General features: G+C 69.6%; 9 protein-coding genes. 8 read left to right on the top strand and 1 reads right to left on the bottom strand.

Going from position 1 to position 12,575, the window contains the following annotated elements:
- Genes AC1DU4_RS13115 through AC1DU4_RS13100 form a run of 4 tightly spaced genes read left to right on the top strand, consistent with a single transcriptional unit; the run spans position 1 to position 4,985 of the window.
- On the top strand, positions 1–1,197 hold the full coding sequence (locus AC1DU4_RS13115; protein WP_477840444.1) for a thiolase family protein: 1,197 nt from the start codon (positions 1–3) through the stop codon (positions 1,195–1,197).
- Positions 1,198–1,231: 34 nt separating this feature from the next.
- On the top strand, positions 1,232–2,971 hold the full coding sequence (locus tag AC1DU4_RS13110; RefSeq protein ID WP_477840442.1) for a class I adenylate-forming enzyme family protein: 1,740 nt from the start codon (positions 1,232–1,234) through the stop codon (positions 2,969–2,971).
- Positions 2,972–2,973: 2 nt separating this feature from the next.
- Positions 2,974–3,501, top strand: a complete 528-nt coding sequence (locus tag AC1DU4_RS13105) for a PaaI family thioesterase (RefSeq protein ID WP_477840440.1) — start codon at positions 2,974–2,976, stop codon at positions 3,499–3,501.
- Between the two features lie 2 nt (positions 3,502–3,503).
- Positions 3,504–4,985, top strand: a complete 1,482-nt coding sequence (locus AC1DU4_RS13100) for a carotenoid oxygenase family protein (protein WP_477840438.1) — start codon at positions 3,504–3,506, stop codon at positions 4,983–4,985.
- Between the two features lie 157 nt (positions 4,986–5,142).
- Here AC1DU4_RS13100 and AC1DU4_RS13095 read toward each other — a convergent pair whose 3' ends face one another.
- Positions 5,143–6,381, bottom strand: coding sequence for an acetyl-CoA acetyltransferase (locus AC1DU4_RS13095; protein WP_477840436.1), 1,239 nt, complete (start codon positions 6,379–6,381; stop codon positions 5,143–5,145).
- Positions 6,382–6,638: 257 nt separating this feature from the next.
- Here AC1DU4_RS13095 and AC1DU4_RS13090 point away from each other — a divergent pair, with 257 nt between their 5' ends.
- From AC1DU4_RS13090 to AC1DU4_RS13075, 4 genes are all read left to right on the top strand, one after another.
- Complete coding sequence (locus AC1DU4_RS13090) at positions 6,639–7,586, top strand: winged helix-turn-helix transcriptional regulator (RefSeq protein ID WP_477840434.1); 948 nt, start codon at positions 6,639–6,641, stop codon at positions 7,584–7,586.
- A gap of 271 nt (positions 7,587–7,857) precedes the next feature.
- Positions 7,858–10,476: a helix-turn-helix transcriptional regulator gene (locus tag AC1DU4_RS13085; protein WP_477840432.1), complete on the top strand. Its 2,619-nt coding sequence runs from the start codon at positions 7,858–7,860 to the stop codon at positions 10,474–10,476.
- 190 nt (positions 10,477–10,666) lie between these two features.
- Complete coding sequence (locus AC1DU4_RS13080) at positions 10,667–11,335, top strand: hypothetical protein (RefSeq protein WP_477840430.1); 669 nt, start codon at positions 10,667–10,669, stop codon at positions 11,333–11,335.
- Positions 11,332–12,531 (top strand): PrsW family intramembrane metalloprotease, encoded by a 1,200-nt coding sequence (locus AC1DU4_RS13075; RefSeq protein WP_477840428.1) that lies wholly within the window; start codon positions 11,332–11,334, stop codon positions 12,529–12,531. Before AC1DU4_RS13080 ends, AC1DU4_RS13075 begins: the two co-directional genes overlap by 4 nt.
- Positions 12,532–12,575: the final 44 nt, after the last annotated feature.

The raw sequence follows: 12,575 nt of genomic DNA, 5'->3' as shown, positions 1-12,575 counted from the left end.
ATGTCCCAGTTCACATCCGGCGTCTACATCTACGACGCGGTCCGCACGCCGAAGGCCCGGGTCCGGCGTCAGGGCGGCACGTTCGCCGACGTACCCGCACACGAACTCCTCGCCCAGCTGCTGTCCGCCCTGCAGGAACGCGGTCTCCCCGCCGACACGGTCGACGATGTCATCGTCGGCACCAGTACGGCCGCCGGCGAACAGGGCGGCAACGTCGCCCGCGCCGGCGTGCTCTGGGCGGGCTGGCCGGACCAGGTCGGCGCCGGGGTGGTCTCCCGACTGTGCTGCTCGGGGCTCGACGCGATCGAGTCCGCCTCGGCCAAGGTGGCCTCCGGCATCGCCGATGTCGTCGTCGCCGGCGGCGTCGAGTCGATGTCGCGGGTACCGATGCTGTCGGACAGGCCGGCCTTCGTCTCCGACGAGGAGCTCGGCGACCGCACGGGCTACGTGACCATCGGGGTCTCCGCCGACCTCACCGCAGCCGAATACGGTTTGACACGAACGGATCTCGACGCCTACGCGGTGACCTCTCACCAGCGTGCCGCCGCGGCCCCGGCGTCCCGGTCGGTGATTCCGGTCCGCTCGGGCGCCACCACGATCCTCGAGTCGGACGAGGGACCCCGACCGGACATCAGTCTCGAGTCACTCGCCGAACTCGCCACCCTCTTCGGGGAGGATCCGTCGTGGAGCAGGGTGGCGATGCGTCTGCCCGCCGTCCGGCGTCCGGATGGCGGGCTGCACACCGCCGCCACCGCCCCGCAGATGGCGGACGGTGCGGCGATGGCGGTCTTCGGGTCCTCCGCCGCGCGCGATCGGATCGGCCGCGAACCGATCGCGGAGGTGGTGGGCGTCGCCCAGGCCGCCGTGCGCTCGCCGCTGCTGACGGCATCCGTCGTCGCCTCCAGGCGGGCCCTCGCGAACGCGGGGATCACCGCGGGACAGCTCGACGTGATCGAGGCGAACGAATCCTTCGCCGCGTCCGTCCTGGTGATGACCCGGGAGCTCGGGCTCGATCCGGACAAGGTCAACCCACTCGGCGGATCGCTCGCCACCGGCCACCCGCTGGGCGCAGGCGGTGGGGCACTCCTCGTCAACGCCCTGGACCAGCTCTCCCGCGTCGACGGCGAGTACGCCCTGGTCACCATCCCGGCGGCGCTCGGGCTAGGTGCCGCCGTCGTCGTCCGCCGACTCCGCTGACCCACTGCCCCAGACCACTGCACGAAAGGACGCCATGAACGCCATCTCGGCAGGCCACGCCGCCAACCGCCTACGCCCGTGCCATCCCGACAGCCGTGTCGACGACTACCTCGAACACCACTGGTGGTCGCCGCTGACCGTGTTGGACCTCCTCGACGGCCAGGTCCGGAGCCGCGGCACCGCCCCCGCGGTGACCGATCCGACGAACCTGCCCGCGCTGTGCGGGATCGAGCCGGAGACACTGACCTGGCAGGAGTTGGACGCACGCGTCGACGACCTGGCCGCGAAGCTGCACGAGTCGGGAATCGGTCCCGGCGATGTCGTGGCGGTGCTGATGCCCAACTCCGTCGCCCTGACCGCGACCTACTTCGCCCTGTGGCGCCTCGGCGCGATCGCGGCCCCGATGCCGGCCTCGTACCGACGGTTCGAACTGACCCGGATCGTCGAATCCTCTGCGGCCGTAGCGGTTGTCACCGTCAACAGCTTCGGCGACCGGACGCCGTCCGAGGAGGCGCTCGGCCTGATCGGCGAGTTGCCCTCCCTGCGCACCGTGTTCACCTTCGGCCCGCCCTCGTCTGACGGTGGCCGGCCGCTGGACGCGGCCCCCGCCACCGACGAATCGGTCGATGCCGTGCGCCGCGCCTACGCGGCGCTGCCCCGGTCGGTGAACGACTGCATCACGATCTGCTGGACCAGCGGCACGGAGGCGGCGCCCAAGGGCGTGCCCCGGTGCCACGGTGACTGGATCGCGGTCGGGCAGGCGGTTCAGGACGGACTGGAGACGGACGAGGCATCCGTCATGCTCAACCCGTTCCCGATGGTCAACATGGCCGGGTTCGCGACCTCGCTGCTGCCGTGGCTGCTCGGCGGCGGTCACGTGGTCCACCACCACCCGCTGGACCTGGCCGTCTATCTCGATCAGCTCCAGCGCTACCACGTCACCCACACCAGCATGCCGCCCGCGATTCTCACCATGCTGTTGCAGCGAGAGGACCTTCGGACCGCATACGACATGTCCGCGCTCCGCCGGGTGGGTTCGGGCGGCGCCCCGCTGCCCCCCGGCGTGGTGCGCGACTGGCAGTACTCGCTCGGTGTCGAGGTGCTCAACTTCTTCGGCTCGAACGAGGGGGTGTGCATGCTCGGCGCCCCGTCGGACACGCCCGACCCGCTGATCCGCGCAGAGTACCTGCCGAACTACGGCGCACCGGACAGGTCGTGGGCCACCGACGTGGCCGAGCGAACCTCGGTGCGCCTGGTGGACCTGGCGACGGGCGAGGAGGTGACCGCGGTCGGCGGACGCGGCGAGCTCCGGCTGAAGGGACCGACGATCTTCGCCGGCTACCTGGAGGGAACCGCGGCATCGAGCCCGTTCGACGAGGACGGATACCTCTGCAGCGGAGACATATTCGAGCTGTGCGGAGACAACGGCGAGTACCTCAAGTTCGTCGACCGGAGCAAGGAGATCATCATCCGCGGCGGGATGAACATCGCTCCGGCCGAGATCGAGGGGATTCTCATCGACCACCCCGCCGTCGCCGATGTGGCCATCGTCGGGTACCCCGATGACGTCCTCGGCGAGAAGTGCTGTGCGGTGGTGGTTCCCAAGGACGGCTCCGACATCACGCTCGAGGATCTGGTCGAATTCCTGCGGGCCAAGGACCTCGCGTCGTTCAAGCTGCCGGAGCGGCTCGTCACGGTCGGGCAGCTTTCCCGGAACCCGGTCGGAAAGCTGCAGCGTCGCGACATTCGCGGCGAGGTCGTGAAGGTCGGCTGACCATGGGATCACCAGATGCCCACGGGACGCCGGTGGGCCGGCCGCGCGAGACGCCGACCGGGTCCGGCGGGCACATCGCCGACGAGATGACCGCGATGCTCGAGGGACGGTTCCCCGGCCTGGTCGGAATGCGCATCCTCGAGGCGTCGGACGCGGCGGTCACCGGTGAACTGACCGTTCGCGAGGAGTTGCTGGCACCGAACGGGTACCTGCACGCGGCCACCGTCGTGGCCTTGGCGGACACGGTGTGCGGTGTCGGCGCGCGGTTGGCACTGCCCGCCGAGGCTTCCGGATTCACGACACTCGAACTCAAGACCAACTATCTCGGCACCGCGAGGTCCGGGACAGTCACCGTGGCGGCGACGCTCGTCCACGGTGGGCGGCGCACCCAGGTGTGGGACGCCACCGTCCGGGACGGCGACGGGAGGGCGATCGCGCTCTTCCGGTGTACCCAGATGGTGCTCTACCCCTCGGCACCGCAACAGCATTCGTCCTCTCAACCAACCCTCACCACCACCGAAGCGGAGTAGGCATGACTTCCACCCAGCCCCGCGTGAACGGCGACCCCATCGCCGTCGCTCGCCCGGTCGACGCCACCGACGACAATCCGTACACCCTCGGGGTGTTCGCGCCGGTCCACGACGAACTCACCCTCGACGATCTCACCGTCATCGGTGAGATCCCGAAGGACCTCAACGGTGTGTACCTCCGCAACGGCCCGAACCGGCAGTTCGAGGCACCGGGTCGCTATCACATGTTCGACGGCGACGGCATGATCCATGCCGCGCACTTCGAGAACGGGAAGGTGCGGTACCGCAATCGGTACGTCCAGACCAAGGCCTTCCAGGACGAGTCCGAGGCGGGCCGTGCCCTGTGGACCGGTCTCATGGAGAACCCGAAGGACAATCCGTGGGGCAACGGACACGGCCTCGGGATCAAGGATTCCGCCAACACCGACGTCATCTACCACCGCGGCCAGGTCCTGGCGACCTGGTACCTCTGCGGAACGCCCTACGCCGTGGACCCGCTGTCCCTGGAAACGCTTGGTGCACAGGACTTCCTGGGCACCTTTGCCGGTGACATGATGGCCCACCCCAAGGTCGACGAGGCCACCGGCGAACTGATCTGGTTCGACTACGGTCCCGACCAGGACTTCCTGCGTTACGGCATCATCGGCGCCGATGGTCGTCAGACGCACCTCACTCAGATCGATCTGCCGGGCCCGCGACTTCCGCACGACATCGGGATCACCGAGAACTACTCAATCCTCATGGACCTGCCGCTGGTTCAGGATCACGATGCGCGCCGGGCCGGCAAGTACCGGATCTTCTACGATCAGGAACTTCCCGCTCGATTCGCCGTCATTCCCCGCCACGGCAACGGTAGCGAGGTGCGCTGGTTCGAGGTGAAGCCCTGCTACATCTACCACGTGGTCAATTCGTGGGAAGAGGGCGACGAGATCATCATGGACGTGTGCCGGGTGAAGAACCCTCAGCACCAGACGACCTTCGCCTCGCCGCTGTCGAACATGCTCGCGTACATGCGGCTCGACGCCCAGCTCTACCGGTACCGCTTCAACCTGCGCACCGGCGCCACCATCGAGACCGAACTCGACAATGCCAACATCGAGTTCCCCAGCGTGGATTCACGGGTGATGGGCCGCTCGCACCGGTACTCGTACAGCATGAGTCTCGGCAACGAGCCGACCCTGCTCTTCGACGGGCTCGTGCGGTTCGACTCGCAGACGGGGGCCAAGGAAGAGCACAAGTTCGGTTCCGGGCGTTGGGGTTCGGAGGCACCCTTCGCCCCACGGGACGGATCGACTGGCGAGACCGACGGCTACCTGGTGTGCTTCGTCAACGACGAGGCCGAGGACAAGGGCGAGATCAACATCTTCGATGCCGAGGACGTCGCGGCGGGACCTATCGCGCGGGTGTTGCTGCCGCGCCGGGTTCCCTCCGGCTTCCACGCCACCTGGGTGCGCGCCGATCAGCTCGCCGAGGCTCGCACGTAGAGAAAGAAGCCCTCGGTCCGCGGTAAGCGGACCGAGGGCGACTCGAAGGTCTCCTGGTGTGAGGCGGTCCTGAACCGCCTCGCACCAGGAGACTTTCGTCATTCTGGAGGCTGGACGGGCGCCGACGGGCCGGGCACCCGGGCGGCGCGGACGCCGGTCACCGGGTACCTCTGACGACCACCGTGGACACCGCGGTCGTGAAGGACCCACCGATGTTGACGGTGAGGGCGCGCCGAGCGTTGTCGACCTGATGGTCGCCCGCCCGGCCGGTGACCTGTCGAGCCGAGTCGAGCACCATGCGGACGCCGGTGGCGCCCACCGGGTGCCCGTGCGACATCAGCCCACCGCTGGGGTTCACCGGCAGCCGTCCGCCGCGTTCGATCGTGCCGTCCATCACCACCTCGCCGCCCTTGCCCGGGTCGGCCAGTCCGATGTGCTCGAGCGTGACCAGCCCGTTGATGGTGAAGCAGTCGTGGATCTCGGCGACGTCCAGGTCGGCGGCCCCCGCGATCCCCGCGCGCAGGTAGGCGTCCTCGACGGCTCCGCGCAGGTGCGGGAAGAGGTAGTCGCGGTCGTCGCTCTGGGCGAGCTTGTCCGCGAGCAGCAGAGTCGCCGTGCGGTGGCCGAATCCGGCGATCGTGGCCTCCTGGTCCAGGTCGGCTCCCGTCCGCTGCGCCCACGCCTGCGCAAACTTCGGCCCGGCCAGCACCACGGCGGCGGCGCCGTCGGTGATACGCCCGCAGTCGGTCTTGCGGAGCATCCCCTCCACGATGGGGTTCACCTCCTCGTTCTCGTCGAAGGATCCCGCAGGGAAGTCCCAGTCCCGGGTCTGCGCAAGACCATTGCGGGATCCGTTCTCGAACGCGATCTCGGCGAAACGGCCGAGATGTGCATGGTCGAGGCCGTAGCGCCGCGCGTACTCCTGCGCGATGTCAGCGAAGAGCGCGGGCCACGGATACTTCACGCCCAGCGCCTCCCGCCCCGCCCACGCCGCGGTACCCAGGTACTCGGCCGCCGTCTGCGCGGGCACATTGCGCATCAGCTCGACCCCGACCACCAGCGCCACGTCGTACCGGCCCGACTCGATGTCTGCGCACGCGGCGAGGACCGCCGTGCTGCCCGAGGCACACGCCGCCTCGTGCCGAGTGCTCGGTAGGCCGTCGAGGCCCGGCACGGCCGCGACCACCATGCCGCCGAGCTGGGCCTGGCCCGCGAACAGCTCTCCGGCGAGGTTGCTCACGTGGATGACACCGACCTCGTGGTCGTCGACTCGCGCGTCGACCAGCGCGGCCGGCACGGTCTCGGCAAACATGTCGACCAGGCCCAGCCCCTCCTTCGACCAGTTCCTGGCGAAGTCGGTCTGGGCTCCTCCGAGCACGTACACGGGGTTTGTCATCTGTTCCTCCTGGTTTGTCGCACCTCAGGCTAGCCACGCCCTGCCATTACTTCAAGATTCATAGTCAGTGGATTCTCCGCCATTGATAGATGAATAGCCCAGCAGTACAACAAGCAACCGCCACTTCTGACAGCCGTCTCCGGCAGTCGTGGAGGGCAATTTGTCCACATCACTTCTCAATAAGAAGTGACTGACGACGCGATGCGGGTCGCACCACTTCGGTTCCCTGCCACAGCCCGTTTGCGATGATGGACGGCATGTCCACAGTCCAGCCCCGAGCCGCGGAGCCACCGGCCCGTCCGGCATCGTCCGCGCTGGGGCGCGCCCTGCTCATCGCGGGCGACAGATGGAATCTGCAGATCGTGCGGGCCGTCTTCGACGGCGCCGAGCGTTTTGCGCAACTGCGTGACGAGCTGGGGATCTCGGACGCCGTCCTCTCACATCGCCTGAGTCGGCTGATCGACGACAAGATCCTCGACGCACACCCGTACTCGACCGCGCCGCCGCGCAACGAGTACCGCCTCACCGGGCTCGGCGCCGATCTGTGGCCGGCCCTCGTCGCGTTGTGGAGTTGGGACCGCCACTGGGCACCGCGCGCACCCGACCGGCCGGCCACCCACCTCCGTCACCTGACGTGCGGGCACCTCATCACCCCGGTGTTCGGCTGCGGCGGGTGCCACGCGATCGGGGTGACCGCCCGGGACGTCCGAACCGAAGTCGACGCGCCCCTTCTCGTCGACGTCGCCGACCGCCGGTCCCGACGCACGGCGAAGGGTGACGCGGCGGGGATGGACTCCACCAGCGTGCTCGCGGATCGCTGGTCGACCTTCCTGCTCGCGGCAGCGTTGGAGGGCAACCGCCGGTTCGGCGACTTCCAGGACCGGCTCGTAGCCATCTCGCCGGTCACCCTGACCGACCGCCTCGCCTACTTCGTCGACAACGGGATGTTGGTCCGCACGCCGATCGTGGACGGCGCACGACGGCAGGAGTACCGCACCACGCCCAAGAGCCTCGACTTCTTTCCCGTGTTCGCCGCGCTCAACGCGTGGGCAGCCCGGCATCTGTCCGAGGACGGGCGGTCCGGCCTGACCATCGTGCACAGCGCAGGCGAGCACCTGCTCGAACCCCAGTACACCTGCAACGCCTGCAATGCCGTGTTGCGCCGGGGCGACACCGAGTTCCGGCGGTCCACAGCAGGGCGCTGACGAGCCACCTGCGCCGGGGCTCTCGAATAGCTTTCCGGACCGTGACGCCGGGTTCGAACCGGCGTTACACCCGAAAAACGGGTGAACCCGCGGGTGAAAACCCGGCTACGCCTGTGGGCTTTCCCCGTCCGAGATGACAGATTGTCGGTAACTGCGCCCTGACGACGTCCGACCCGTCCGACCAGCGGCGCCTCACCCACCCTGAGATCGAGCAGCGATCGAAAGAGGCAGTCCACGCATGTCGCTTGTCCACGCATGATGGAGCGTCCGCGTGTATGAACGCCCCGCCCGCACCGAACCCCGGAACCCACGGCAACCCGACCGGCAGCGGCGCGCACCGGCCGTGGCACCGCGGCCCCGTCTGCTGGCCCGGCTCGATCGAGACTCACCCGTCACCGTCCTGCGCGCGCCGCGCGGATTCGGCAAGTCCGACCTGGTCGCGACCTGGCTGCAGTCGGGGCGGGCGGCCGCCCGGCTCGTCGTGTGGGTACCGGCCCCCGCCGGACGCGTCTGCGCCGACGCCTACTGGCGGACGGTGCTCGAACGAGTCCACGTCGCGGGCTGCGGAACGCCGGACCRGCGACCCGAAAGCCCGTCCGAAGTGGTCCGGGAGTCGCTCGCCCACACCGAGACCTCGGTCGTTCTCGTCCTCAACCGGATCGACCTCGTCGACGACGACCGGTTCGAGGCGGAGGTCCGCCGCCTCGTCGACCGGTGCCCGAACGTCAACGTCGTCGCGACGCTCTGCGGGCACACCCACTTCGTCGACCCGGCCGCGATGGAACCGACCTACGAGCTGATCTCCGCCCGCGACCTGCTGTACACGGTCGAGGAGACCGCCGAGTTCTTCGACTTCGCCGCGGCCACGTCGGCGCCGGGCGAGACGGCGTACGTCCACGACCGGGTCGGCGGGCTGCCGGACCTCGTGCGGATCGCGGCGTTGGTGCTCAAGGCGGTGCCCTCGACCCCCGCCCGCGGCCGACTGCTCGCCAATGCCCTCGACCGTGCGATCGCGGACTACACCCGCACCCGGGTACTCGACAACCCCGAGATCACCGCGCACCGGGACTTCGCCGTGGCCGTCGCGACGGCCCGGGTGATCACCCCCGAGATCGCCGCCGTGCTCGGCGCCGACGCCGAACAAGTCGAGGCGGCGGAGGCCCGCCGCCGACTCGTCGACCTCGAGGCCGCCGGCGTGCTGGTCCGGTCCGACGCCACGGTCGACGAGGCCTGGGAATTCGCCCCCGCGGTGCGCGACGCACTGCTGGTCGCCCAGGAACGGGCCGGGCTGCGGCCGGCCGATCGCCTGTCGGGGCTCGCGCGCCACCACCTCGATCGCGACGACCCCGCGAGCGGGCTGCGGTACGCCGCGGACGCAGCGGACTGGGCGCTGGTGATCGAGATCCTCGACGAACACTGGGTCGACCTGATCGGCGACCACATCGTCATGATCCGCTCGACGCTGCGGGAGATCCCACCGGACCTGCTCGACGCGCATCCCTCCATCCGCGCCGGCCGGGAGCTGTTCACCCTGCTCGGCACCCAGACCACCAGCACGGCCAGCACCCTGCCCATCGACGTCGACGCGCTGCGCCGGCTCGGCGCCGCACCGAATGCCGGCGAGCTGCTCGACGTCGGGTCTGTCCAGTCCCTCATGCTGCGGGTGGGTGGGAGGTTCCGGGAGTCCGCCGACATGGCACGGCAGCTGCACGTACTCAGCAGCGCCGCCCTCGACGCCCGTCCCGAGGAGGTGCGCAGGCAGCTCCCGGTGATGCGGCTGCAGTGGGGCATCAGCCACCAGTTGGCCGGCGAGTTCGCCGAGTCCACCGTCGACCTACGGCTCGCGCACCGCGGCGCCCTCGCGCAGGGCATCGACTTCGCCGCCCGCAACGCGGCGGGCAGTTCCGCGCTGAACTGGGCGCTGCTCGGGGATCCACAGCGCGCGGACGAATGGCTGGCCATCGAGGCCTCACACCCGCGGTCTGCCGGCTGGCTCGAGCTCCTGGTCAAGGTTCCCGCGCTGGTGGCCCGGGCACTGACAGCACTCGACCGGCTCGACCTCGACACCGCTCGGCGCGCCCTCGACGAGCTGGGCGAGGCCTCCGACAACGAGGAACTGTGGGCGTTCGTCACCTATGCCCACAGCCGCTACGCGCTGGCGACCCGGCGCCCGTTCGACGGGCTCTCGCTGCTGCGCCGGGCGGTCACCGCACACCCGACGACCTTCGGCCCGTCCTCGGTGGCGCTGCCGCTGCTGACGGCCGCCGAGGTCAGCCTCCGGCTCGCGCTGGGCGAGGGCAACCAGGCCCTGGCGCTGGCCTCCGGCACGGGGCCCGAGCAGCCGTGGACACTCGTCGCCGCTGCTCGCGCGCACCTGCTCGCCGGCGAACCCGGCCAGGCGCTGGCGCTGTGCCACCGGTGCGACTGGTTCGGCCGCCCGCATCCGCACGCCCACCTCGAGGCCCTGGTCGTCGAGGCCGCCGCGCACCACGCGCTGGGCAACGCCGACGCGGCGGCGGACGCCTGGGCCCACGCCCGCGGCGAGGCCGACCGCACCGGCCTGGTGTGGCCGCTGGCGACGATCCCGCGCACGCTCGTCGACACCCTCGAGGCGACGGCCACCTCCGCGTCGACCGCCGTCGCGGTGCTGCGGGGCTCGACCGTCGGGAACCCCTACCCGGAGTCCGTGCACCTGGTCCAGCTCACCGAACGCGAGAAGCTGGTGCTCGCCGAGCTGGCGCTGGGCCTGTCGACCCGGGACATCGCGTCGAAGCTGTTCGTCTCCGCCAACACCGTCAAGAGCCAGCAGCGCTCGCTGTACCAGAAGCTCGGCGGACACTCCCGCGAGGAGATCCTCCGGACCGCGGGCCGGCTCGGGCTGTTCGGCTGAGCAGCCCAGGCCACGCAGTCCAGCCCACGCAGTCCAGCGAGATTGCGGAGCGCCCGGTTTGATAGCTTTGCGTACGACACGGACCACCCGAGTTCGGGTTCCGCGCGTTGCGCTGCCTCGACAATGATCACGGAACTCGTTGCACTCCAATGCTTTTGATCGAGTCCGAGAATGAGAGCGAGGGCACCGAATGCCCACCACCGACCTTCACGAACGGGCGGATCCGACCCGGCACTACGAACCGGACGACCGCTGGGTTCCGGTGGATCGGCGGTGGTTCGGCCTCGATCGCTCCACGTTCCCGCCGGCCGCGATCGTGCTCGCCTTCGCGATCGTCATGAGTGTGATCCTCCCGGCGATCAACGACTCGGTCTCCTACGACGACGAGGTCGTGGCGGGCGACGTCATGGAACTCGACGGCGCGATCACCTTCGCGCCCGCCGTCGGCTGGGACATCACGTCCGGGGTCCGCGCGACCGACACCCCGGTTTCCGGGCTCTACCCGGCACGCGCGACGGTCACCGGCAGCGGCGCCTCGTTCACCGTGCGTACCGCTCCTTTCACCGGGGACGCACGCACCCTGCTCGAGCAGATCAAGGAGACGTCCGATGCCCTAGCCACCGAGGAGTCCCCGCGGGTGACGGGCGCCCCCGTCCACGTCACCACACACAGCGGTGACCGGGGCGTGATTTCCCGATTCTCGAGTTCGACCGCCGACGGCGTGATCGCCGCCTTCGTCTTCGACGGAACCGGCGTCGAAGTGGTCGCCACCGGACCGGCGGAGGTCGACCACCGAATCCCCGAAGACATCGCTCGCATGATCGTGAGCATCGACGACCGAACGGGAGAGGGCTCGTGACGACCACATCGACCGCGCAGTCGAGCGCCGATCTGACCACTGCCCGTGCCTCGGCGATCGAGAACTCCGGGTGGGGACGGTCGTTCACGTTCTACCAACCCCGGAACGCCGCCTTCTGGGTGTACCTGCTGCTCGTCGCCGGCGGCGCCTTCCAGTTCGCCTCGATGCTGTCCGCCGCCGCCGGTGCCTACGGTCAGGCCATCGGGCTGTCGGTGATCCTGTTCACCGTGTACGGCGCGCTCTTCTGGTGGTTCACCCACCACATCGACCGGTACGCACGCCAACCCGTCAAGCTGATGGTGGTGGCCTTCCTGTGGGGAGGCTTCGCCGCAACGTGGGCGATGGCCGCCAATGCCAACGACGCGATCCTCGCCCTCTACGCCAAGGTGTTCGGCCAGGCCTGGGCCTCGGACTGGGGAGCGGGACTCGCGGCGCCGTTCACCGAGGAGACCGCCAAGGGCATCGGGCTGGTCCTGCTCATCGCGCTGGCCTCGCGCCTGGTCCGCACCGCGTTCGACGGATTCGTTCTCGGCGCGTTCATCGGACTCGGCTTCCAGATCTTCGAAGACGTTCTCTACGCAATGAACTCGGCCGCCTCGCAGTTCGGCGCCAACCAGATCGGCGCCGAACTGTCCACCGTCTGGCTCCGCATGGTCTTCGGGGTGGCCGCGCACGTTCTCTACAGCGCGATCTTCTGCGCCGGCCTCGTCTACCTGCTGGGCCGTCCCGCCGAGCCGCGGCGCGCGGGACGCGGTGTCGTGCTGATGGCGACCGCGATGCTGTTGCACGGGCTGTGGGACTCCGCCGGCGCCCTCGCCCGCGGAAGCAACACGTTGATCCTCCCCCTGTGGATCCTCCTCATTGCCGTCGCCCTTGTCATCGTGGTCCGGGTGTTCCGGATGACGGTTCCGCGCGAACGCCAGTTCCTGCACGACATCCTGGCCCCCGAGGCCGCGGACGGAATCATCACCGAGGACGAACTCACCACACTGTGCGGAGACAGGAAGACCCGCAAGGCCTTCCGCAAGGCCGCCAAGAGTCGTGCCGACCGCACCCGGACCGGACACGTTCTCGAGGCCGCCGGCGACCTTGCCGACGCGCTGGCCGAGTCCCACGGCGACGACACCGGACGCGTCGAGTTCGCACGAGCCGAGGTGAGCCGGATCCGAGCCGGCCGCCCGTCGCGGCGACGCTGACTCGGCCCCTCGGCGCGCGTTCGCGGGAGGTGACCGCGGACGCG

Source organism: Rhodococcus sp. P4_F5 (assembly GCF_056401315.1).
The sequence above is the reverse complement of the archived record's forward strand: the minus strand, read 5'-3'. Positions and strand labels throughout refer to the sequence as shown.

Bases quoted from the DNA above. Each gene is read 5' to 3' on its own strand.
- AC1DU4_RS13115 (WP_477840444.1), top strand. From the start codon at position 1: ATGTCCCAGTTCACATCCGGCGTCTACATCTACGACGCGGTCCGCACG.
- AC1DU4_RS13110 (WP_477840442.1), top strand. From the start codon at position 1,232: ATGAACGCCATCTCGGCAGGCCACGCCGCCAACCGCCTACGCCCGTGC.
- AC1DU4_RS13105 (WP_477840440.1), top strand. From the start codon at position 2,974: ATGGGATCACCAGATGCCCACGGGACGCCGGTGGGCCGGCCGCGCGAG.
- AC1DU4_RS13100 (WP_477840438.1), top strand. From the start codon at position 3,504: ATGACTTCCACCCAGCCCCGCGTGAACGGCGACCCCATCGCCGTCGCT.
- AC1DU4_RS13095 (WP_477840436.1), bottom strand. From the start codon at position 6,381: ATGACAAACCCCGTGTACGTGCTCGGAGGAGCCCAGACCGACTTCGCC.
- AC1DU4_RS13090 (WP_477840434.1), top strand. From the start codon at position 6,639: ATGTCCACAGTCCAGCCCCGAGCCGCGGAGCCACCGGCCCGTCCGGCA.
- AC1DU4_RS13080 (WP_477840430.1), top strand. From the start codon at position 10,667: ATGCCCACCACCGACCTTCACGAACGGGCGGATCCGACCCGGCACTAC.